22 protein-coding genes and 3 pseudogenes are annotated in these 23865 nt (G+C 33.6%); 11 read left to right on the top strand and 14 right to left on the bottom strand.

All coding sequences use genetic code 11. The features are described from left to right. Nucleotides 1-11: 11 nt before the first annotated feature. The 4 genes from GM3709_RS11380 to GM3709_RS11365 all read right to left on the bottom strand — a co-directional run bounded on the left by GM3709_RS11380 (nucleotide 12) and on the right by GM3709_RS11365 (nucleotide 4554). Nucleotides 12-314 carry a DUF3352 domain-containing protein gene (locus tag GM3709_RS11380; protein WP_066119435.1) on the bottom strand — a complete coding sequence of 101 codons (303 nt, stop codon included), beginning with the start codon at nucleotides 312-314 and terminating at the stop codon, nucleotides 12-14. Nucleotides 315-408: 94 nt separating this feature from the next. Further along, the gene (locus tag GM3709_RS11375; protein ID WP_066116666.1) at nucleotides 409-1560 is read right to left on the bottom strand and encodes an IS4 family transposase; all 1152 of its coding nucleotides are present in this window, start codon (nucleotides 1558-1560) and stop codon (nucleotides 409-411) included. Between the two features lie 228 nt (nucleotides 1561-1788). Continuing rightward, nucleotides 1789-2760, bottom strand: a complete 972-nt coding sequence (locus GM3709_RS11370; protein WP_066119432.1) for a DUF3616 domain-containing protein — start codon at nucleotides 2758-2760, stop codon at nucleotides 1789-1791. A gap of 132 nt (nucleotides 2761-2892) precedes the next feature. Further along, nucleotides 2893-4554 (bottom strand): DUF3352 domain-containing protein, encoded by a 1662-nt coding sequence (locus tag GM3709_RS11365; protein WP_066119430.1) that lies wholly within the window; start codon nucleotides 4552-4554, stop codon nucleotides 2893-2895. A gap of 533 nt (nucleotides 4555-5087) precedes the next feature. Between GM3709_RS11365 and clpB the strand changes: the two genes are divergently transcribed. The 3 genes and pseudogenes from clpB (at nucleotide 5088) to GM3709_RS19165 (ending at nucleotide 11410) form a co-directional block, all read left to right on the top strand. After that, entirely contained in the window at nucleotides 5088-7685 is a 2598-nt protein-coding gene (gene clpB / locus GM3709_RS11360; RefSeq protein WP_066119428.1) for an ATP-dependent chaperone ClpB, read from the top strand. A 384-nt stretch (nucleotides 7686-8069) separates the two neighbouring features. Further along, nucleotides 8070-10121, top strand: coding sequence for a M13 family metallopeptidase (locus GM3709_RS11355; protein ID WP_066119425.1), 2052 nt, complete (start codon nucleotides 8070-8072; stop codon nucleotides 10119-10121). Between the two features lie 131 nt (nucleotides 10122-10252). Next, nucleotides 10253-11410 (top strand): annotated as a pseudogene (locus GM3709_RS19165) (IS630 family transposase). 125 nt (nucleotides 11411-11535) lie between these two features. Here the strand turns inward: GM3709_RS19165 and ureC are convergent. Both ureC and GM3709_RS19160 read right to left on the bottom strand, forming a co-directional pair. After that, complete coding sequence (gene ureC / locus GM3709_RS11340) at nucleotides 11536-13266, bottom strand: urease subunit alpha (protein ID WP_066119423.1); 1731 nt, start codon at nucleotides 13264-13266, stop codon at nucleotides 11536-11538. Nucleotides 13267-13412: 146 nt separating this feature from the next. Then, nucleotides 13413-14570, bottom strand: a pseudogene (locus GM3709_RS19160) (IS630 family transposase). Nucleotides 14571-14774: 204 nt separating this feature from the next. Between GM3709_RS19160 and accC the strand changes: the two are divergent. From accC to GM3709_RS11310, 4 genes are all read left to right on the top strand, one after another. Continuing rightward, nucleotides 14775-16121: an acetyl-CoA carboxylase biotin carboxylase subunit gene (gene accC / locus GM3709_RS11325; protein WP_066119417.1), complete on the top strand. Its 1347-nt coding sequence runs from the start codon at nucleotides 14775-14777 to the stop codon at nucleotides 16119-16121. A 107-nt stretch (nucleotides 16122-16228) separates the two neighbouring features. Further along, nucleotides 16229-16891 carry a Mo-dependent nitrogenase C-terminal domain-containing protein gene (locus tag GM3709_RS11320; RefSeq protein ID WP_066119414.1) on the top strand — a complete coding sequence of 221 codons (663 nt, stop codon included), beginning with the start codon at nucleotides 16229-16231 and terminating at the stop codon, nucleotides 16889-16891. Nucleotides 16892-17205: 314 nt separating this feature from the next. Then, entirely contained in the window at nucleotides 17206-17409 is a 204-nt protein-coding gene (locus GM3709_RS11315) for a hypothetical protein (RefSeq protein ID WP_144439433.1), read from the top strand. 68 nt (nucleotides 17410-17477) lie between these two features. Next, complete coding sequence (locus GM3709_RS11310) at nucleotides 17478-17753, top strand: hypothetical protein (protein WP_066119409.1); 276 nt, start codon at nucleotides 17478-17480, stop codon at nucleotides 17751-17753. On the opposite strand, the gene GM3709_RS20520 is transcribed toward GM3709_RS11310, so the two are convergent. Next, the gene (locus GM3709_RS20520; RefSeq protein WP_158506734.1) at nucleotides 17738-17884 is read right to left on the bottom strand and encodes a hypothetical protein; all 147 of its coding nucleotides are present in this window, start codon (nucleotides 17882-17884) and stop codon (nucleotides 17738-17740) included. The genes GM3709_RS11310 and GM3709_RS20520 overlap by 16 nt on opposite strands. A 171-nt stretch (nucleotides 17885-18055) precedes the next feature. Here GM3709_RS20520 and GM3709_RS11305 point away from each other — a divergent pair, with 171 nt between their 5' ends. Next, entirely contained in the window at nucleotides 18056-18262 is a 207-nt protein-coding gene (locus tag GM3709_RS11305; RefSeq protein ID WP_066119406.1) for a M10 family metallopeptidase C-terminal domain-containing protein, read from the top strand. 47 nt (nucleotides 18263-18309) lie between these two features. Here GM3709_RS11305 and GM3709_RS11300 read toward each other — a convergent pair whose 3' ends face one another. Beyond that, the gene (locus GM3709_RS11300) at nucleotides 18310-19221 is read right to left on the bottom strand and encodes a cation diffusion facilitator family transporter (RefSeq protein ID WP_066119403.1); all 912 of its coding nucleotides are present in this window, start codon (nucleotides 19219-19221) and stop codon (nucleotides 18310-18312) included. Between the two features lie 173 nt (nucleotides 19222-19394). Here GM3709_RS11300 and GM3709_RS11295 point away from each other — a divergent pair, with 173 nt between their 5' ends. From GM3709_RS11295 to GM3709_RS11290, 3 genes and pseudogenes are all read left to right on the top strand, one after another. Further along, complete coding sequence (locus tag GM3709_RS11295) at nucleotides 19395-19574, top strand: hypothetical protein (RefSeq protein ID WP_066119400.1); 180 nt, start codon at nucleotides 19395-19397, stop codon at nucleotides 19572-19574. 135 nt (nucleotides 19575-19709) lie between these two features. Continuing rightward, nucleotides 19710-19841 (top strand): annotated as a pseudogene (locus GM3709_RS19155) (AAA family ATPase); the annotation flags it as partial. A gap of 36 nt (nucleotides 19842-19877) precedes the next feature. Further along, on the top strand, nucleotides 19878-21269 hold the full coding sequence (locus GM3709_RS11290; protein ID WP_066119397.1) for a recombinase family protein: 1392 nt from the start codon (nucleotides 19878-19880) through the stop codon (nucleotides 21267-21269). A 67-nt stretch (nucleotides 21270-21336) separates the two neighbouring features. On the opposite strand, the gene GM3709_RS11285 is transcribed toward GM3709_RS11290, so the two are convergent. The 6 genes from GM3709_RS11285 to GM3709_RS11260 form a co-directional block, all read right to left on the bottom strand. Then, entirely contained in the window at nucleotides 21337-22002 is a 666-nt protein-coding gene (locus GM3709_RS11285) for a DUF6610 family protein (RefSeq protein ID WP_066119394.1), read from the bottom strand. Further along, nucleotides 21999-22253 carry a hypothetical protein gene (locus GM3709_RS11280; RefSeq protein WP_066119391.1) on the bottom strand — a complete coding sequence of 85 codons (255 nt, stop codon included), beginning with the start codon at nucleotides 22251-22253 and terminating at the stop codon, nucleotides 21999-22001. Before GM3709_RS11280 ends, GM3709_RS11285 begins: the two co-directional genes overlap by 4 nt. Further along, a complete protein-coding gene (locus GM3709_RS11275; RefSeq protein WP_066119387.1) occupies nucleotides 22254-22448 on the bottom strand; it encodes a hypothetical protein in 195 nt (64 codons plus the stop codon). A 181-nt stretch (nucleotides 22449-22629) separates the two neighbouring features. Then, complete coding sequence (locus GM3709_RS20515) at nucleotides 22630-22806, bottom strand: hypothetical protein (RefSeq protein ID WP_158506730.1); 177 nt, start codon at nucleotides 22804-22806, stop codon at nucleotides 22630-22632. Between the two features lie 27 nt (nucleotides 22807-22833). Next, on the bottom strand, nucleotides 22834-23544 hold the full coding sequence (locus tag GM3709_RS11265) for a hypothetical protein (protein ID WP_066119382.1): 711 nt from the start codon (nucleotides 23542-23544) through the stop codon (nucleotides 22834-22836). After that, the gene (locus GM3709_RS11260) at nucleotides 23541-23864 is read right to left on the bottom strand and encodes a hypothetical protein (RefSeq protein WP_066119380.1); all 324 of its coding nucleotides are present in this window, start codon (nucleotides 23862-23864) and stop codon (nucleotides 23541-23543) included. Before GM3709_RS11260 ends, GM3709_RS11265 begins: the two co-directional genes overlap by 4 nt. Between the last annotated feature and the right edge of the window lies 1 nt (nucleotide 23865).

Here is a 23865-nt window from a genome sequence, read left to right as displayed (position 1 = left end):
TTGTTGAAACCCTACTTTGAAATGGATAAATTAAAGAAAATTGTACCTTTTCTTACCCCACTTTCCACACCTTCACTTACGATTGTTAAAGATTGTAAATTATCAAATAGTGGTTTAAATCCTAACTCGGCAATCTTGACGATGGGAAATTTTTGAACAAGGTAAGGTTTTAAAGGTTGCCACTGTAAATATAAATATCCATCATTTTCCGTTGGTAAGGCTTTAATACTCGATCGAAACTGAGGAGATTCTAGTAAATTACTGGTAGAGTTGATTAAAATACCACTCAAAAGACCGATTTGTAACTTTTCCATCAATTTTGTTTGAACAAGTATTTAAAGAATTATTGCCGAAGTTAAAACAAAAATGGCAAAAAAGAGCTTCTCACCTGAGGGGACGACAAAGCACTCATAATGCAGATTGGATAAGGGAAATAGCCCTCATACCTTGACGATAATAGGAGTGTTTCTGAGGAAATAAAGAGGTTAACTCCTCTAATTGTTCTTGGAAAAAGCAGATTTCACTTAGCCATTTTATGGCATTTAAACCAATAGAAAAATCACTATTTCTTTTATATTTTCTACCTTTTTCAGTCGGACGAACTAGATATTCACTTATTCCTTTTCTTTTAATTTCTTCTCCTATAAATGTTGAATAACTATAGGATAACGTTATTAGTATAATTAAAGAAATTAGTCGTTCATTATTGACTTTTGTACTCTCTAAATTATAACCGCCTAATTTCAAATCTCTAAACATTTCTTCGATGCCCATTCTTTTGGAATAAGCGGAGATTGTTTCCGACATACTTGCTAAATTTGTGAGAATAAACCATGGCTCTTTGCTAGATTTATTTCGATAATTTTTTTTCCACTTTGCTGCTAAATTAATTCCTGAAAATCCCTTCGTTTTTGTAACTTTTATTCCTCGATAATATACAGAGAATCCAGGACATAAACCTAATTCACTTAATCGAAACCATATATCAGATTCTAATTCGACATATTCGCTCTTTTTTAAACGTAGAGATAAATAAACCTGTTTCTCTAGTGATAACCACTTTGCTAAATCTACAGAGCAAAATTCTCTATCTCCTAAAACGATTATTTTATATTCAATTAATAAATTAATACTCGGTTCTAATACTTGTTTTTGTTCTAATAAATTACTGCTTCCTTTTTTATCTAGTAATGTAAAATAAATGGGAATAGCTCTTTGATTATAAACTAAACTTACCATCAATATATTAATATTTTGCCACTGTGTTCTATCAATTACTAAATAGATAACTTTTTTCGATTCCCAATTATTAATAATCCATGATTTTAAAATAGGAAACCAGATAGTTTCAATTTTCCAATTTTCCAGACTTAGAAATCTTTGTAACTTTTTAATTCTACTTCTTAATTTAATCGGATAAGGAAAAAGTTTTGCCATTTCTTCTAACCTAACAGTTTTAAGATTTTGGAGTAAGTTAACTAAAAGACAAAGAGTTAAATATTGAGGTAAATTAAACTGCTTTTTAAAATTATCTTGATAATCTTGGGGAAGTTGAAACATCTTTTTCTATTATTATTAATATACAAACTGAAAATATCTCATCTTTATCCAGATTACCATGTTCAATCCCTTACAGCATAGTCTTTTTAGCTTCATTGTCGCCCCCTCAGGCTTCTCACCCACTTCCTGAGAGAGAGAGTTTTTCTCTGGCAAAATTTAATCATATTTGGATTATTGATGGTTCAACTGTAGGTATTAACATTATATTGTTTTTTCTCAATTGTTTCCCTAGCTTGGCTCAATTTTAATCCAAATACTCCGAAAGTACTTTGCGTCAGTGTTAGTACTGCCATCAACATCTTTACACTGTTGATTATTAATTCGGACAATTGTGCCATCATCGCTTAAAACTTGAAAGCGATCGCTGAGGTGGGGATAAAATAAAACAGATTCTGGACGAAAATCGACAGGAAAAGTTAAGTCAATGAGTTCAGGATTTTCGTTAGGGTTGCCAGACCATAAATATAAGGCAAAGCGATCACCCCCGCCCACTTCACCCGCAATAATAACGTAGGCTTGAATTACTGACCAATACTCAATGCTACGGATTCCTAAACCATTTAAATCTAAACAAATTGGCTCACCAAATTGAGCTTTAATGTCATCTTCTTTTTGTGTTACCAACTCTAAAGGATTTCTAAGGGGAACTAACAGAGCTTTGCCGCCAACAAGAGGGCTACGAAAACCGATCAACAAATCGTCTTCTGGCGTTGCTGTTAAACCTTCAATGTTTAACCCCCCTTCTTTCGGAACAATTGTTTCTGCTTTTTTAAGATCAAATGGTTTTAATAAAGAATTTTCTAACAGATCGGGTAAAACCAATTTCTGATAAGGTTGCCCTATAACCCCCAAAATTGCATCATTATCAAAAAATTGAACAGCAAATAATTGATGGCGTTTTTCTTTAAAATTTCCTTTTTTGCTCCGTCCATGGGAGGTAATCCAATAGGAAAAGTCACCAAGGGTTGTCACTCCTTCAATATCAATTTCTTCGTCATCTTGAGGAGAGAAATATTCATTGATATCCACACTTTCAACTGCTTTACCAGACTGATGAGAATCATATAATCTTAGTATATTATCTTCATCGTTACCGACAAAAAAACGATCTTCCCCCCAAAGTACAGCCGCCGATGCGTCACAAATACCGAAGTGTTTAAGGGGTTCGGCAGAAATAATAGAAAAATTGAAGTTAGCCATGATTTAGGTTACTCTTAACGGTTAGGTTAGTAAAAAAGTCTTATATTCTTATTTTACTCAAACTCTTTTGCCACATCTGCTAAGACTAAACTAAAAACCTATAGAAATGAAAACGGCTGTATTCATCAAACCTTACTTTGAAATAGATAAATTAAAGAAAATTGTACCTTTTCTTACCCCACTTTCCACACCTTCACTTACGATTGTTAAAGATTGTAAATTATCAAATAGTGGTTTAAACCCTAATTCGGCAATCTTGACGATGGGAAATTTTTGAACAAGGTAAGGTTTTAAAGGTTGCCACTGTAAATATAAATATCCATCATTTTCCGTTGGTAAGGCTTTAATACTCGATCGAAACTGAGGAGATTCTAGTAAATTACTGGTAGGGTTGGTTAAAATACCATTCAAAACATTAACAGAGTTTGTTAAAATCTCGTAAGATTCTTTCTTGGTATGTACTCCTTTTACTTCCGCTTCTAACCGTGAAAAATTATTATCAGAAGTGGTAATTAGTTTTGTCCATGCAGTGATAGTGTTATTGTTTAAAGGTAGTGTGCCAACACTCAAGCCTCTTTCTTTAGCAAGGTTATCCAATTTATAGGTATCAGTTAAGGAATTTTGATTAATAAATAACCAATCTAATTGTTTTGTTTTCTCATTGATAGATAAAGATAAACCATACTCTCCCGTAACTTGAGGGAAAATATCTTCAGCAAAATTCACATTCAAAGATTCTTCTAAAGGATGGATACCTTGATAAAGTAATTGAGGTAAGGGGTTATTGTTATCTAATTCTGCGATGATTTCCTGCCAAAATCCCTGTAAATCAAAACCTGCCACTGAGAAAATACTATCATCAGGAATATAAGCCAGAGTTTGGGGAGGAGTTGTTAATTTGGGGGTTTGGTTTTTTTCTTCAGTGATGCCAGATAAAGCGGTATGAGTAACTAATCCTTGAGGATTGAGACTTAATGACACCGTTAGGCTTTGATTATCATAGGAGGTTGTGACTTCTCCTTGATTGGTAATCCATGCTGAAGTTGATGGCAAATTAAGATAAGCAATACTTACTTTTTCTTTTGGTAGAGACTCGATCGCTTTTTGGTATGCTAAATCATGAGCTAAATTAAGATCTACTGCTTGAGAATTGTTAATGGATTCTTTCAACACTTGTATATCGTTGGCAAATAATACGAAATCACCAACAACTGCGGCGGCTATCTGCTTAATATTTACGTCAGGTGTCAAGGGTTTTTGATACACTAATTTAACTCCTTTATACTCGTCTAAAATTAGTTGTGCATTATTAGAAACCGCCTGTTTTCCGTAATAAGTCTGTAAAAATTCCCTTGCTAATTCCGAAGACTTGTTTTTTACGACTAACAAATATCCCGGTTTAATACCATTATCTCGATCGTGATCATAATCTAAAGATGTCACTGCCAGAGTAATTTCTTCTCCTAACCACGTCTGTAAATCTTCTGAGGAGTCCACTTGAGCTTGGATTAGTAATTTTGTTCTTAATTGCTTGATCGATTTTAAAACCCGTTTTTGTTCATCATTAGAAGGTAGTAAATTCGCCATTACCCCTAATTTATCAGGATTGACTAATAAAGATACCATTAAGGGCGATCGTTTGGGAATGAATACGATACTTTGAGGATTATTTTTCACTCCACCTTTAGCGATGTAATTAGGATACCTTCCTGTCGATAACCACAGACTTAACACAGCGAGGAGAATCACTAAGACAATAATGACGATTTTTGGTAAGCTAGAACGAGATTTCATGAGTTACGATTTAACACCAATTACTCTAGTTACTATATCATTCCCTGAGTTCGAGATCACATCTGGAGGTTGAAACCCGCCAATTTTTATTACTAATGAAGATTAAGAGGGGTTGTTAATCAAAATATTGTTACTATTGCCTCTATCCTATCTCAAGGAAAAAGAATCGTTCTCCTCGCCAAAGGCAATTAAAACTGAAAAACCAGCAGAAACAAGATAGGAAGACAATTTTCTCATTGCTAATTATTTTCCAACGGTTGTTTAATCACCACTAAATCAGTAGGGTATTCCTACCCATTTTTTCTTCTTGAAAATCTTATAATAATTTACATATTAGACAATTAAAAAATATACATACAATACGGATCAAGTTTATAAATAAAAATGAAATGGAGATTTAAAAATATCTTAAAAACTGAAAATTAAAGATTTTTAATCCTCAATTCTATCATTACAACCCAGTCCGAAAATACAATTTTATTTTTAATTGTACTAATTATATTTATTTATTATTGACTTAATTTTATAAAAAAATGCAACCAACAAATCCCCAACAATTTACAGAAAAAGCATGGGAAGCGATCGTAAAAACTCCTGATATTGCAAAACAAAATCAACATCAACAAATCGAAAGCGAACATCTCTTAAAATCTCTTTTAGAACAAGAAGGATTAGCTATTAATATCTTTAATAAAGCTAATATTAGTTTACCTCGTTTAAGAGAAAGAGTTGATGAATTTATTAACCGTCAGGCTAAAATTAAAAACATCGGTGATTCTGTCTATTTAGGTAAAAGTTTAGATACCCTTTTAGACAGAGCAGATAACTATAAAAAAGAATTTCAAGATGATTTTATTTCGATCGAACATATTATTTTAGCTTATGCACAAGACGATCGTTTTGGCAAGAAATTACTGCAAGAATTTAACTTAGATGAAAACAAATTAAAAACTATTATTAAAGATATTAGAGGAAATCAAAAAGTGAGTGATCAAAATCCAGAAAATAAATATGAATCTCTAGCTAAATATGGACGAGATTTGACAGAATTAGCAAGGTTAGGAAAACTCGATCCTGTTATTGGTAGAGATGATGAAGTTCGTCGTACTATTCAAATTCTCTCCCGTCGTACAAAAAATAACCCCGTCTTAATTGGTGAACCGGGGGTGGGTAAAACTGCTATTGTAGAAGGATTAGCTCAACGTATTATAAACCGTGATGTACCAGAATCATTAATCGATCGAACCCTCATTGCTTTAGATATGGGGGCATTAATTGCTGGGGCAAAATATCGAGGAGAATTTGAAGAAAGACTCAAAGCTGTATTGAAGGAAGTCACGGAATCTCAGGGTAATATTGTCCTTTTTATTGATGAAATTCACACTGTTGTAGGAGCTGGAGCGACGCAGGGTGCGATGGACGCAGGAAACCTCTTAAAACCGATGTTAGCACGGGGAGAATTGCGTTGTATTGGAGCGACAACTCTTGATGAATATCGCAAATATATCGAGAAGGATGCGGCATTAGAAAGACGTTTTCAATCGGTGTTTGTAGATGAGCCTAACGTCATTGATACCATCTCCATTTTGCGTGGTTTAAAAGAGCGTTATGAAGTACATCATGGGGTGAAAATTGCGGATACTGCTTTAGTTGCTGCCGCTATGCTTTCTAATCGTTATATTACTGATCGATTTTTACCTGATAAAGCCATCGATTTAGTCGATGAATCTGCCGCTAAATTGAAGATGGAAATAACCTCAAAACCAGAGGAATTAGATGAAGTCGATCGTAAAATTTTACAATTGGAAATGGAACGTTTATCTCTAAAAAAAGAAGCAGATCAAGCATCAGTTGAAAGACGGGAAAAATTAGAACAAGAATTAGCTAATTTAAAAGAACAACAATCAGCTTTTAATGCCCAATGGCAAAGCGAAAAAGAAGCTATTGATCAAATTCGTAGTTTACGAGAATCTTTAGAAAAACTTAACGTTGAAATTCAACAGGCGGAAAGAGATTATGACTATAATAAAGCGGCTGAATTAAGGTATGGAAAATTAACAGATATTCAACGACAAATTAAAGAAAAAGAAAAGTTATTAGCTGAAAAACAAACTAGCGGAAAATCACTTTTACGAGAAGAAGTTGAGGAGTCAGATATTGCCGAAATCATCTCTAAATGGACTGGTATTCCTATTAGTAAATTAGTGGAATCCGAGAAAGAAAAATTACTACACCTTGAAGATCAACTCCACGATCGAGTAATCGGGCAAAATGAAGCAGTTATTGCCGTTTCTGACGCAATTCAGCGTTCTCGTGCTGGTTTAGCCGATCCTAATCGTCCTACCGCTAGTTTTATCTTTCTAGGGCCTACGGGCGTAGGTAAAACAGAACTAGCAAAAGCCTTAGCCGGTATTCTTTTTGACACTGAGGATGCGATCGTGCGGATAGATATGTCAGAGTACATGGAAAAACATACCGTTTCCCGTTTAATGGGTGCGCCTCCGGGATACGTTGGCTATGAAGAAGGAGGACAACTTACTGAAGCTATACGCCGTCGTCCTTATTCTGTGGTATTGTTTGATGAGATCGAAAAAGCTCATCCTGACGTATTTAACGTGATGTTACAGATTTTGGATGATGGACGCTTAACGGATTCTCAGGGGCGTACCATTGATTTTACCAATACTATCATCATCATGACCAGTAACATCGGTTCGCAGTATATCCTTGATTTAGCAGGGGATAACTCGAAATATGAGGAGATGCGTAGTCGAGTGATGGAGGCAATGCGCGGTAATTTTCGCCCTGAATTTTTAAACCGTATCGATGAAATAATCATCTTCCATAGCCTTGAAAAATCTGAATTGAGAAATATCGTCAAAATTCAAGTTAAACGGTTAGAATCACGCTTAAATGAGCAGAAAATGACATTAAAATTATCCGATGCAGCCCTAGATTTTCTTGCTGACATTGGCTACGATCCTGTTTATGGTGCAAGACCCTTGAAACGTGCTATACAACGCTATTTAGAAACGGCGATCGCCAAAGCCATTTTAAAAGGTGAATTTAAGGATGGAGACACGATTTTAGTAGATGTGGAAGACGAAAGATTGAGTCTTAAACACGGTTAACCCTCAGCCCCCAACCCTCTCTCCACAGCCAAGGCTGTTTCATTGTCAAATTTTAACAGAAAAATAAAGGCGATCAACTGATACAATCAAAATCCAAAAGATCGCTTTTATTGTAGTTACAAAAATGTTAAATAATATTAAAAACTATTGGGATTAATTTTTTTAGAGTGTTAAAATTTGAACCGATAACACAAGGGCTTAGATGGCTTGTGGCAAATTTTTCAGCTTTTTTTACTTTTCTAAAATGAAACAGCTTTGCCGAAACAGGGGAGTTAAACCCCTTGCCAAAAATCTTTATTGGTAATACGATGTTGAAGATGTAGGGAAATAGCATCTTTGACATTATCAATAATCTCTTAATTAATTAATCATTATTGCTTTTTTATGAAACTTTCTTCTCGTTTATTTTTGATTGCTTTAACTTCCCTCTCTTTTACTATCACTAATAAGGCGATCGCCGATACCTCAAAAAAAGAAACAGGTTTTTCCATTAACAATATCGATACATCCGTTAAACCTCAAGATAATTTTTATCAATTCGCCAATGGTAACTGGTTAAAAAAAGCCGTAATTCCTGATGATAATGTTCGGGTTGACAGTTTTACTGATGTGGAAGCCGTCAGAGATCAAAAATTATTAAAAATCATCACTCAAGCATCTGGTAAAAGTGCGATCTTCCCGAAAGAAAGCATCCCTCAACAAGTGGGAGATTTATATTTATCGGGGATGAATCTGGAATTACGCAATAAATTGGGTATTGTTCCCATTCAACCAATCTTAACTCAAATAGATTCGATCGCAACTCCCGAAGAATTAATAACCGTCATGGCAAATCATAGTTTAAAAGGTTTGCCTTCCATTTTTATGGCTGGAGTTTCTACGGACTTTAAAAATTCCCAAGTAAATGCTTTATATATTGCTCCCATATTACCTCAGCAAAAGGATTTTTATTCTAATGACAACTTTAGTAAGCAAAGAGAGGCTTATATTACCCATATTGCCAAAATCTTTATCCTTGGAGGAGAAAAGCCAGAACAAGCTCAAAGTCAAGCCCAGACTGTTTTTGCCATAGAAACGGCTTTAGCAGAAAGTCAATTAACCCCCGCCGATGGTAATAACCCCTCATTGACTTATCATAAAAAATCTTTAACTCAACTAAAAAACGAAATTCCGAATATTAATTGGGATCTTTATTTTCAAGAAATGGGTTTATCAGGATTGCAAGAAGTAGTTGTCAGACAGCCTAAATATATGGCAATGGTAAATCAGCTAATGAAAGAAAAATCCCTGGAAGATTGGAAAACTTATCTTCGTTGGCGGTTGTTGAGTGGTACAGCACCCCATTTAACGGAAGACTTTGTACAAGAAGATTTTGAGTTTGAGTATAAAGTTATGAAAGGGGCAAAACAACAAAAACCCCTTGAGCAAAGAATCGCTGAAGTGGTGAGAACTATGTTACCTCATCCAACGGCTAAACTTTATGTGGCGGAATATTTCTCTGCTGATGATAAAGCAAAAGCTGAAAAAATGGTGGAAAATATCAAGGCAGAATTTCGACTCCGTTTACAAGAAAATCCTTGGATGAGTTCGGAAACTCGTCAAAAAGCCCTTGAGAAATTGGACAAAATGAAATCCTACATCGGCTATCCTGATGAAAAGGAATGGGTGGACTATTCTAGTATTGACATCAAAACAGATGATCTTGTGGGTAACTTGTTGCGGATTAATGAATGGAATACGCGCCGAAATTTGGCAACATTAAATAAACCTCCTGTTTATGAGCCTTTTTTTGGACACGCTAACCCAACGGAAGTCAATGCTCAATATAGCTCCAATATTAATAGTATCGAAATCCCTGCGGCTATCTTACAAGCTCCTTTCTTTGATGCTAGTCTTGATGATGCGGTAAACTATTGTGCCATCGGCGGTGTCATTGCCCACGAAATAACTCATGGTTTTGATAGTACAGGTCGCACTTTTGATGCTGAAGGTAATCTTAAAGATTGGTGGACAGCAGAAGATGCTAAAAAGTTTGATGAAAGAGCGAATAAATTAATCGAACAATACAATCAATATGAGCCTTTACCAGGATTATTTATCAATGGCGAACTATCTCTAACGGAAAATATCGCTGATTTAGGGGGAATTAATATCGCTCATAGTGCTTTACAACGCAGTTTAACGGATGCTCAAAAAGCGGAGAAAATAGATGGTTATACCCCTTCCCAACGGTGTTTTATTTCTTGGGCGCAGGTATGGAAATCAAAATGGCGACCTGAAATATTACGTTTAGTAATTCTTGGTGATCCTCATCCCCCTTCCGAATTTCGGGTAAAAGGTTCGTTAGTTAATACTCCTGACTTTTTCCCTGCTTTTAATATTCAAAAAGGCGATCGTATGAATAAAGATGAAGCTGATATTATCAAGATTTGGTAAGTCAAAATAATGTTAATAAAATTTTAAAACGGGGAACAATTTATTATTTTGTTATCGTCTCAGTACTAAGCTAAGACGCATTGATTTGGTATATAATTTAAGTCAGAAAAGATAAAACTTAGGTGTGATTTATGCCTTCTAAAAATTTTTTGTCAGAGGAAGAAAGAAAGTATCTACAAGATGCTTTAAAAATAGAAAAGAGATCGGAAGTCAGGGAAAGAATTTTAATATTTTTATTAGAGAATGATGGTAAAAATTATCAAGAAATAGCAGTTTTTTTGGGTTGTTCCCCCAAAACGGTGGCTTACTGGGCAGTTCATGGTAATCCTAATAATGTAGATTCATTGCAAGATAAAAGAAGAAAAGGAAACCAAACAAAAGCAACGGATAAATATATTGAAAGATTATTAGAAGTAGTTGATAAAAATCCTGAAGATTTTGGATATGATTTTGGTCGATGGACGGGGCAAAGATTATCAGAACATTTGGAAAAAGAAACAGGAATTAAATTAAGCAAATCACAAGTAGTGAGGATATTAAAAAGAAAAAAGTATAGTTATATTTGGGGAAAATATAGTTTAGAAGACAAACAAAATCAAGAACAAAGAAAAGCATTTAAAGAAAAATTAGAACATTACATAGAAATAGGTAAAGAGAATCCTGAGTTAGTTCAAGTATGGTTTTGGGATGGGGCGTTTAAAGTGGCGAACTAAATTCGCCACACAGCCCCTCATGAATGTGGTTTTAGTTTAAGGGTGATAAGAAGAAAAACATGGATGAAAAAAGGAAAAAGAAAAAAGGTGAAGGGAGAAAGAAGAAGAGGAAGAGTAAATATCATGGGAGGAATAAGATATTCGGATAAAAAAAGAAGATGTTTTGTAATAAAAAAAGGTGATTCAGAAACGTTTTGTGAACAATTAAAAAAGTTATGGGAAGAAATAAAAAATGAATGGGTAAGTAAGGGAAATGATGAAAAAGATTTTAAAGAATGTGGTCCGAAAATAATCATAATATTAGACAACGCAAGTTTCCATAAAAAAAAGGAAATAGTAGAAAAAATAGAAAAAAATCTACCGAATATAAGACTAGAATATTTACCGGTATATAGTCCAGATTATAACTTAATAGAATTAGTGTGGCATTCGGCAAAGGAATATATAGCTTATAGAAACTTTGAAAATAAAGAACAGCTAGAAAAAACAGTAAATTACTTATTAAATGAAGGAGGTTTAGTAATTAATTGGAGTAAAAAATTTAAGAATAAGGGTGAATTAATCAATGTAAGTTAAATGCGTCTTAGCTTAACTATTTAGGCATTGCTGAATTAAGGTATGATTATTAGATAAAGCGATCGCCTTTGGTGGCACTGCACGATCGCACCTCACCTCGATAAGGTATAGGAATATCTTGGAATTTAAAATAAAAAATAACGTTGAGCCATAGGTAAAATATTAGCAGGTTCGCAGGTTAAAAGTTCACCGTCTGCTCGTACTTCATAGGTTTCTGCATCAACTTCCATATTTGGTGCATAGTCATTTAACTTCATATCCGCCTTACTCAAATTACGGGTGTTTTTAACTGCTATTGTGGGCTTTCTCAATCCTAATTTGCCTTTAATATCTAATTCTAAAGAGATTTGAGAAACAAAAGTTAAACAAGTAGATGCGATCGCACCGCCAAAACTACCAAACATCGGTTGAGAATGTCTCGGCTGAGGAGTAGGAATACTAGCATTAGCATCTCCCATTTGAGCATAGGCAATCATGCCACCTTTGATGACTAACTCAGGTTTTACCCCAAAAAAAGCAGGTTTCCACAACACCAAATCTGCTAATTTACCTTCCTCGATCGAACCTACATGATCCGCAATACCATGAGTAATAGCAGGGTTAATAGTATATTTAGCAACGTACCGTTTTGCTCGAAAATTATCATTAAGACTTCCCTTATTAGCAAGGGGGGATTGAGGGGGGTTCAAAACTCCTCTTTGTACCTTCATTTTATGGGCAGTTTGCCATGTACGAATAATGGTTTCTCCCACTCTACCCATAGCTTGAGAATCAGAAGCAATCATGCTAAAAGCCCCCAAATCGTGTAAAATATCTTCAGCCGCGATCGTTTCACGGCGAATGCGCGACTCAGCAAAAGCCACATCTTCAGGAATTCCTCTATCTAAATGATGACATACCATTAACATATCCAAATGTTCTTCGAGGGTATTCATCGTATAAGGGCGAGTAGGATTAGTTGAGGAGGGTAAAACATTCATTTGCCCACATACCTTAATAATATCTGGTGCGTGGCCACCTCCAGCCCCTTCCGTATGATAAGTATGAATAACTCTGTTTTTAAAAGCGTTAATGGTATCTTCCACAAACCCCGCCTCATTTAAGGTATCAGTATGAATCGCAACTTGTACATCATATTCATCAGCAATACTTAAACAAGTGTCTATACTCCAAGGAGTTGTACCCCAATCCTCATGGAGTTTGAAACCCATCGCCCCCGCTTTTACTTGCTCGATTAAGCCTTCGGGTTGACTACTATTACCCTTACCTAAAAAGCCTAAATTCATAGCAAAAGCGTCAGCAGATTCTAACATTCGGTATATATGCCATTCTCCGGGAGTGCAAGTCGTGGCATTTGTACCTGTAGCTGGCCCTGTACCACCTCCAATCATTGTTGTAATTCCCGATGCGATCGCTGTTTCAATTTGTTGAGGACAGATAAAATGAATATGAGTGTCAATACCTCCAGCAGTTAAAATCATCCCTTCTCCAGCGATAACTTCTGTGACAGCACCGATAATAATATCTACTTTGGGCTGAATAGTAGGATTTCCAGCTTTGCCAATTTTGAAAATTTTACCGTCTTTAATGCCTACATCCGCCTTAACAATACCCCACCAGTCGAGAATTAAAGCGTTAGTGATAACTGTATCTACTGCACCATCTGCCCTTGAAATGCCCGATTGCCCCATACCATCCCGAATTACCTTTCCACCACCGAATTTTACCTCATCCCCGTAAACTGTGTAATCTCTCTCAACTTCGATAATTAATTCTGTATCCGCCAATCTAATGCGATCGCCAATTGTAGGTCCGAAGGTTTCAGCGTAGGCACGTCTATCTATAAAAAAACTCATAATAATTAGTAATAAATAATTAGCATTGAGTAATTATAGCAATGCAATCAAAAATCTTTAATCTTCATGTTAAATATTATGTTCCAGATTGATTTATTTCCATTGTTTATTCTAGTTACTTTTCCCTGTCTTAAGCTAAGACGCATTTAACTTACATTGATTAATTCACCCTTATTCTTAAATTTTTTACTCCAATTAATTACTAAACCTCCTTCATTTAATAAGTAATTTACTGTTTTTTCTAGCTGTTCTTTATTTTCAAAGTTTCTATAAGCTATATATTCCTTTGCCGAATGCCACACTAATTCTATTAAGTTATAATCTGGACTATATACCGGTAAATATTCTAGTCTTATATTCGGTAGATTTTTTTCTATTTTTTCTACTATTTCCTTTTTTTTATGGAAACTTGCGTTGTCTAATATTATGATTATTTTCGGACCACATTCTTTAAAATCTTTTTCATCATTTCCCTTACTTACCCATTCATTTTTTATTTCTTCCCATAACTTTTTTAATTGTTCACAAAACGTTTCTGAATCACCTTTTTTTATTACAAAACATCTTCTTTTTTTATCCGAATATCTTATTCCTCCCATGATATTTACTCTTCCTCTTCTTCTTTCTCCCTTCACCTTTTTTCTTTTTCCTTTTTTCATCCATGTTTTTCTTCTTATCACCCTTAAACTAAAACCACATTCATGAGGGGCTGTGTGGCGAATTTAGTTCGCCACTTTAAACGCCCCATCCCAAAACCATACTTGAACTAACTCAGGATTCTCTTTACCTATTTCTATGTAATGTTCTAATTTTTCTTTAAATGCTTTTCTTTGTTCTTGATTTTGTTTGTCTTCTAAACTATATTTTCCCCAAATATAACTATACTTTTTTCTTTTTAATATCCTCACTACTTGTGATTTGCTTAATTTAATTCCTGTTTCTTTTTCCAAATGTTCTGATAATCTTTGCCCCGTCCATCGACCAAAATCATATCCAAAATCTTCAGGATTTTTATCAACTACTTCTAATAATCTTTCAATATATTTATCCGTTGCTTTTGTTTGGTTTCCTTTTCTTCTTTTATCTTGCAATGAATCTACATTATTAGGATTACCATGAACTGCCCAGCAAGCCACCGTTTTGGGGGAACAACCCAAAAAAACTGCTATTTCTTGATAATTTTTACCATCATTCTCTAATAAAAATATTAAAATTCTTTCCCTGACTTCCGATCTCTTTTCTATTTTTAAAGCATCTTGTAGATACTTTCTTTCTTCCTCTGACAAAAAATTTTTAGAAGGCATAAATCACACCTAAGTTTTATCTTTTCTGACTTAAATTATATACCAAATCAATGCGTCTTAGCTTACAACATTACAAAGATCAAGAGAATAATTAGAATCGTGATTATTTTCTGCATTTTAGGAAGTAAACCTTCATGAGAGAATAATTGCCATAAGTACCAAAACCAAATATGATACAAAAGATATTAGATTTTTTGTTTAAAAATGCCTTTTGCTAAGATTTTAATTGCTAATCGAGGAGAAATTGCTCTGCGCATCATTCACAGTTGCGAAGAAATGGGCATTGCTACTGTTGCTGTTCATTCAACGATCGATCGTAACGCCCTTCATGTAAAATTGGCAGATGAAAGCGTGTGTATAGGTCCTCCCCCAAGCAATAAAAGTTATTTAAACATACCTAATATTATCTCGGCGGCGTTGACTAGAGGAGCAGAAGCTATTCACCCCGGCTATGGATTTTTAGCAGAAAATGCTCGTTTTGCCCAAATTTGTGCAGATCACCAAATACAATTTATTGGGCCTAGTCCAGAAGCTATTATTGCTATGGGGGATAAGTCCACGGCAAAGAAAACCATGCAAAATGCCGGAGTCCCAACAGTTCCGGGTAGTAAAGGTTTAATCACCGATGAACAAGAAGCTGCCAGAATAGCGGCTGACATAGGCTATCCTGTGATGATTAAAGCGACTGCGGGGGGTGGTGGTAGAGGAATGCGTTTAGTCAAAGAAGAATGTGATTTAACTCGATTATTAGCAGCGGCACAAGGAGAAGCTGAAGCGGCCTTTGGTAATGCAGGAGTATATATCGAGAAATTTATTGAATTACCCCGTCACATCGAGTTCCAGATTTTAGCTGATAGCTATGGGAATGTAGTTCATTTAGGAGAAAGAGACTGTTCTATTCAAAGAAGACATCAGAAATTATTGGAAGAAGCACCCTCTCCAGCTTTAAACCCTAAAATTCGCCAAAAAATGGGTCAAGCGGCCATCAAAGCGGCTAAATCGATCGATTATGTGGGCGCTGGTACTGTAGAATTTTTGTTGGATAAATACGGTAATTTTTACTTTATGGAAATGAATACCCGTATCCAAGTAGAACATCCTGTTACAGAAATGATTACGGGGTTAGATTTGATTAGAGAACAAATTGCCATCGCCCAAGGAGAAAAATTATCTTTTCGTCAGCAAGATATTGAATTTAGAGGTCATGCGATCGAGTGTAGAATTAATGCAGAAGATCCAGATCATGATTTTCGACCAAATCCGGGTAAAATTATCGCTTATTTACCGCCCGGAGGACCAGGGGTCAGAATGGACTCATTTGTTTATCCAGACTACGTTATTCCTCCCTATTATGACTCTTTAATTGGAAAATTGATTGTTTGGGGTAAAGATAGAGACACCGCTATAAAACGAATGAAACGAGCATTAAGAGAATGTGCTATAACAGGAGTGCCAACAACTATTAATTTTCATCGTAAAATCTTAGAAAACCCAGAGTTTTTGGCAGGAAATGTTTATACCAACTTTGTGGAAAAAAATATTTTAAACTAACAACTATTTCTATCTCAAACCTGATGGTCATTAACTAAACAAGATTATTTCAATACCATAAAATCATAAGTTACCATGATCTTAATAATGTTGATTTTTATTAATTTATGACCACCAACTGTAATTCTACCGAATATACTGATAAACAAATCTCTGCTTGGTTGAGGGGTTTACTGACTGTTGCTTATGCAGATGGTAATTTCGATCGTGAGGAACAAGAATTAATTGCTAGTTTAACTCAAGATGAACTTATTCCTAATACAGATTTAGGAAACCTAGAAATTATTTCTCCTCAAGAGTTAGCAGAGGCTTTAGGAGATGATGCTCATACAAAAGAAAACTTTTTGCGTACTGCGGTGATGATGGCGATCGCAAATGGGGTATATAGTAAACAAGAAGCGGATGTTGTCCATGAATTTCAGTCTGCTTTAGGATTAGACTTAGAAGCCATGAAATCTTTAGAAGCAACTCTATGGCATCCCGAAGAACAAAAAACAGGAGAAGCGAAAAATCCAGATTTATTGCAACCCGTGAAAAAATGGTTAGATGGTATGGATATAGATGATCCAAGAGTAGCTCGTTTTGTCTGTAAAATGATTCCTTCAGAATGTCCTTTTGAGCGAGATATTAAGTTATTTGGTAAAAAAATCGTTCACATTCCCCCCATGTGCAAACTAAACCCTTTATATGATCAATTGGTAGGCCTAAGATTTCGTTCTCTTTCTTTCCTTGCCGATGATTGTAAGGAAGATGTTACTCCTTACCTGTAGTCTTAATAAACTACAAAAAAGTATTAATAAAGACAAGGTTATATTGTAATGAATGTTTGAGATTGCTTTGTGTCTCGCAATAACAAAATATCATTAGAGGTGCGTAAGTCCTTATTTAATAAAAATTGGCGTTGGTTAATTGCGACATGAAACACTTTTACTAACAATAGTTTTTCACGATTTTAAATATTGCTACTCTTGTCTTTTCCCAAATCCGCTCTTCCCTACCTCAACCAAAAATTATAGTTTACATCAGCAATGCCAAAATTATTAATTTAGCAGATCCCAATGACAGTGATTCAGGTCAGTCTTATGTGGTGTTTGGTGCTGTGGGTATTGGTGCTGGTGAGGTACTGGAATTGAGCAACATTGTCGGTAGCACAGGAGATGGTATCAATTTCGCTACTGCATTTGTAGGCACTTCGATCGCTATTGTGGACTCAGACTTAACCCTAGTGGATGCTAACTCCTCCAATATGGTGGGAGCTACTGTCATGTCACCATTACTAATCCTTTAGACGGGAATAATGAAGTTTTAAGTGCCACAACGACTGGAACTCCCATCAGTGCTAACTATCGCAATGGAGTGTTAACTCTCACTGGTACTGCGACGATCGCCGAATATCAACAAGTATTACGTACTACTACTTATAACAATCTAAACAGCAACTATAACACCACTAGCAGAATTATCGAGTTTGTCTTGGACGATGGAGGCGCTCATTCCAACACCAGTGCGATAGCTACCACTACTTTAACCATGAATGCTCCACCAACAGCAGTAACGTTAAATAATACTACCATTACCTTACCAGAAAATACGACGTTGCATCATTGTAAGAAACGCTATAACATTATTTGAGTAATTTTATAACCTTGATAACTTAACAAAATCGATTTTGCTCGATGTCTAACTTGATAGTATTTACTTTTTTGTTCAATAGTCTTTAATAACTGTTGTGTTTCCGGAGCTAATCTGGTAACAAATCGCATTTTTTATCCTTGATTTACTTATTTTTCATATTTTTAGCAGATTTTAAACTACATTAATTATTTTTAAATATAAATAAAACTTTTGTATATTACTTTTTGATTTTATTAAATTTATTTTAATGTTATAATTATACAATTAATTCTGCCCACTTACTTACCCTCATCGGTAGTATGGGCAACGATACTTTGATCGGAGGTAGTAGTGTCAATGTGTTTTTGTATAATTCTAGTGATAAACCAAAAGATACTATTACTGACTTTAAGGTGACAGAGGACAAAATTTGGTTTAATAGCGGTGGTTTTAGTAGCTTACCATTGGGAACATTATTCGATCGAACTGGCACAGTTGAAAAACAATTTATCCATCACGAATGCTAACATCATGGTTTTTGGTCAGATTAGTTAATCTTTAGGGGGTGTGTTAGTTATTCATAACTAATTTGTGAAGATTGATACTCAAAAGGTTCAACATGAATTATGATTCTGACAGGAGCAAATTTTTCTTCTAATTTTATTTCTATTTTTTCAGTTATATCATGAGCTGTTTTTATATTTTCACTATCTACAATTAAGTGCATTTCGATAAATATTTGTCTTCCTAATAATCCTCTTGATGCAATATTATGGCAGTTAATTACTCCGGGTACTTCCATTACTATTTGATGGATTAATTCAGGTGCGATCGCCATTTGATCTACTAACCAGGGTAAATTACTTTTTAACACTGCCCAAGCACTTTTTATAACTAAAATACCTACGGGAAAAGCTAATAAATAATCAAGAGATTGTAACCAAGTAAGATTCCATGCTTCTGATTTCCAAACACCTATTAAACCAAACAAGACACTAATCGTTATCCAAACATCACTCATGGTGTGAGTTGCATCAGCAATTAAAATATTACTACCAATTTTTTCTCCTACTCTACGCTCATAAAATGCCACAAAAATATTAATACCTAAAACAATAATTAAAATCCATAATTCACTGCCACTAATATTAACAGGATCACCCCCAAAAATTATTCTATTTAATGCAGAAGTAAAAATTTCAAAACACGCAATACCTAAGAATGCCGCTATACCTAAAGCTCCGATCGCTTCAAATTTATGATGTCCGTAAGGATGATCTCGATCGGGAATTGGAGAAGAAAGTTGATTCGTTACTAAACCTAAAACATTATTGGCACTATCTGTAACACTATGTAAGGCATCAGCTTGTAAACTTAATGATCCAGTCATGATACCCACCACAACTTTTAGTATTAAAACAACTATATTTAATATTAAAGTAATGATTAATACTTTCCGTACTTTTTTACGATTATCTTTAGCCATTATAAATGAGGAATTAGGAATAGGTAATTAGATATTATTTATTATTATCTTCGATTATAAATCTTTTATTTTTTAAATAAGATTAATTTTTGTAAATTTAAGATAAAATAATATTAATATTGACGAGAATTTTTTTTATAATTAAAATAATCTAATTCTTGAGAATAAATATCATGATTAATCATAATTATTATAATTTAGATAAAATAACTGAACCGATTATTAAAGCTAAACCAGAAATTCGCTCAATCGTAGAAGAAGTGTTACAATTAGAAAAAGATCGATTATCTCAAAAAAATATTCGTTATATTAATGATGATATTTTAAAAATAATTAAACAAAATATACAATAAAAATTAGTAATGATAAACTTGAAAGTTCTAACTTAGAATATAATTTTTTTTGTTTTATTTAACTGTTATAACTAAATAAAAAATAAATCTAAAATTAATTAGTATAATAAAAGCAAAATTCTTGATTATGAGTCTATGAAAATTATTAGTTTACAGTTTTTAAATTTTCGTCAATTTTATGGCAAAAGTCCAATAATTTACTTTGCTAATGGAGAAAAAAATACCACTATTATTCATGGCAATAATGGTTCTGGAAAAACGACTATTTAACATAGTGACCTATAATAGTTAAATTTAAGAAAAATGATAACAATAGGATATATCAGGGTTTCGAGTGTTTTGCAGGCACAGACTGAGGCATTAAGTCAGCAGAAGGCACGGGTAGAATCTTGTGAGGTAGATAAGATTTTAGTCGATGTGGATAGCGGCTCTAATTTTGAAAGGAAAAGTTTTAAGGAATTAGAACAGGCAATAAAAAAAGGTCAGTGTAAAAAAGTGGTGGTGACACGGCTCGATCGATTAGGCCGTTCTGTAATAGGGATAAAAACGTTTATTGATTTATGTACAGCTAATGATGTTGAAATTATGGCACTGGATGACAAAATTGATACTAATTCGGTGTCAGGGCGATTTCATATCAATATGCTGGCTTCTTTTGGAGAGATGGAATTAGATAGAATTAAAGAAAGAATCAGTCATGGGCATAAATATCACAGACAGAAAAATTTACCCTATAAAGCTGTCTTTGGCTATAAAAAAGAATGCGATACTTTAGTCTTAAATTATGATGAATATATCTGTTTAATTGAGGGAAAAAAGGTTATTACTGTTGCCGAATTTGCAAGGGAATATATCGATATTTTCTTAGAGAAAAAAACCTTTAAAGGCACAATAAAAGCCATGATTAATAAATATGGGGTAATAGGATTTATGTCTCATAGTAGCCTTAGTAATTGGCTTTCTAATCCTCAAATCAGGGGTATTTTAGTTTATGGGAGAGGGCATAATAACAGATATAGCAATAAAGATAAATGGGATTATCGGGGGGAACTTTTCCCGTCTTTGTTGTCTCAAGAGGAGTGGGATGAGATTGAAATAATTTTTAAAAATATTGCTGAAAATAGAACTAATTATCGCTCTACTAATAATTATGCAAAACCTTTTGGTTCTTTACTAAAATGCAGTTACTGCAATGGTTCTGCTCAAACAATTTCAGGGGGAAAAGCTAGGAATATTACGGGGTATCAATGTGTCGGTTATCGTACTGGAAAATGTCAAAATAATAAGTGGATTAATCACAAAAAATTGAGGGGATTAATAACTAAATTATTGATAGAAAAAGCGAAGGAAATTGTAAACACTTTAGAAGTAGAAGAGTCGGAAACTTTAGAGGAAAAGAAATTACAGTCAGAGATTTTTAATCTAAAAAAAATATCACAACCATCGACTGTGATATTAAATGCTATTAAAGATTTAGAATTTCAATTAGAAACGTTTAAATTAAATCGCTTAAATAATCGCAATAAACAATCAGAATTGCAAGATAAGTTAATAAATACTTTTACTAATGGAGAGTTTTATTCGGAGTTAGAGAATAATCTAACCTCTCAAGAATTAAAAGAATTTTACCGTTTATTTATTGATAAGATTTCGTTTAAAGATGGGGAGATTGTTTCGGTAGATTTCTTGATTTGATGCTCCTGTTTCTCAGCAAACTCAAGGGCTAATTTAATTAGTTTTTGTTTTAATGTTTTCATAATAATTAAAATAAAGATAATTGTTTATTCATGGGCTTAAATTCTAAGTTTTTAATAGAGAATTCAAAACATCTATAATTAAAATTTTTGCCGTTTGAGACTTCAAATGAATAGGGTTTTCTTGTGGAAAAATTAAGATAAATTTTCCCCCATTTACTCAATTTGCAAAGATAATTTCCATCCATTGAATAAATTTTTTTCTCTCCTAAAATTTCTATAGCATTTTTCCATTTTTTTGGACTACCACCTAACAAGTGAATTTTTTTATTTAAGACTTTTGCATATTCCCACGCAAATAAATTCTCATGAGGCCCAACAGGTAATCCTAAAATTGAATTAGGAATTTTTAATAATTTATCATTAGTAATATTACACTTAGGGATAATAATTAATCGATCGCAATATCGAGAAATTTCTAATGCCTGTTTGTACAAAATTTGTTGATCAATATAAGATTCTATATCTCTTAAAGTTGCTAAATGTGGACGATGCTTTTTGATTAAATTGAGGTGTTTTTCATGATCGTAATTTAACCAATTATTATCAATCATAAATAAGGGCTGTTTTTCTTTTGTATTGCCACCTGAATTCATCCCAATTTGCCACCCGTAATTATGAGCAATTTTATCGTAAAGAGAACTACCGCCACCATTAATTAAAATTTTAATCATGATACTTTTAACTTAATTCTCTTGTTGTAAAAGTTACGAAATCTGACTTCAAATAAGTGCATCATTTCTTTATGATTTCCCGTTGAATAAAGAAAAACACGATTTTTAGCAACTATAAAGCAACTATATAAATTGGTCTCTTTGTTAAATGCCAAGATTAAAAATCGATTAAAATTAAGATTTTCTGTTTTCTCAATTTCATCATGGGGATATTTCGTTTTAATAATTTCAATAATTTCTGTAATGTCCATTTATTTCTCCCTTATTTTTTGTCCATGCTGTTGCTTAATTTCATTGATAAAGGCATTTTGTGCGTAGAATTTTTGCACCATTGCTTCGATAAAAAGTTCTTCTAAATCCTCTCGTTTAACTTGTGGAATCAGTCTTTTTAAATTCTCTAATTCAAATTGTTGAGTTAGAGTTAACTCGCTTTTGATTGGTTGCATTTATTTCTCTTTTATTAATTGATTAAAATTAGTTACCGTTTCTTTTACAGTTTTCTCATCAATAAATTCAACTGAAGAACACTGAAAATTAGTAAATATTGTTTCAACAATAATAGTGTTCATAAAATTGTTAAAAGAAATACTAACTAAATGAGTGGCATTAATTAATAACGTACGATTACTAAGCTTTTCTTTGATTATCAGATGATTCATTTTTCTCCTTTTTACTCGATACAAAAATAATTTTTACTTCTCTAAATTCAATATTATTAACAGGATAATTAGGGTTAATTTGTCTCACTAAAATCATGTCAATTAAATTGTTTTTGCTGTACCATCCACTTACTTTTATTTGCATTTTTTAGCGTACTCTTTCACGTCTTTTTTAGACATTTGTTGAAACTGGTGGCGTGTATATTTCGTTGCCATTTTCTACTTCAAATTGTGCGTTATATTGTTTTGTAATAAATTCCTCTCTTTTTAGTTGTTGATATTGTCCTAATCTTTTTAGAAATTCAATACGCCACTGTTTCGGTGGTTCGGTAAATATTTGAAATTTACGGGGATTTTTGCACACGACTACAACGGCTAATTGCTCAATTTTTATCCCTATTTCTTCACAGGCAATTGCATAAGCTCCTGCTTGAATAAATTTATGTTCTATCCATTGCTTTTTTTTAGCTTGTGTTGAAGTTGTCCAGTCAAAAATAGTGGATAATCCTTCAAAATTCGAGCAAATTAAATCAGGTTTCCCCTTGAATTTATACTTATGACAAAACAATCTTTTTTCAATTATTAATTCATTGTCTTTATCTTTAATTAATAATCTAAGAAAAGGAATAATTGTTCTGAGCATAGGGTGATCTGATTCATTCGTTCCGATACTATGAAGGAAATCTTCGATCGCTTTATGCAATGCTGTACCATTATCAAGGATTTTTTGACGTTCGAGTTGAGCGCCTTCGACTCCGTGAATTTTCTCTAATTTTTTCATCCATTTGAGTAAGGCTTTTTCTTTTTCTGGATCTTTAGTTTCTTCAATTATTGTGGTTACTCTTGGGTAATCATCACCGATAATTTCGAGGGTACTAATCATACTTGTTCATTCTCAAAACGAAAGGGATTTTTAATTAATTCATCAGGAGCAAAACATAAATCATAAACCTTGTCTTTTTGCTCTTGAGAAGCCTCTAATAACCATTTGGAATTAGCTTCAATTCGATCAATTATTAAATTTACTGAATTTACTTTTTGCCCTTCTTTTGACAACAAATTGGCTATAGTATTTGACAACTGTACTGCCGTCAAAAAATAGACCATCATTATTTTTTCTGCGTCTGAAGCGATACGATCGTTATCCATTTGTTTTCTCCCATAATTAGGGTCATTTAATTTACGTCTTTTTGCTTCTCCCATA

Origin of the sequence: Geminocystis sp. NIES-3709 (assembly GCF_001548115.1) — a bacterium.
In the GTDB taxonomy this organism is placed as follows: Bacteria; Cyanobacteriota; Cyanobacteriia; order Cyanobacteriales; family Cyanobacteriaceae; genus Geminocystis.
The sequence above is the reverse complement of the archived record's forward strand: the minus strand, read 5'-3'. Positions and strand labels throughout refer to the sequence as shown.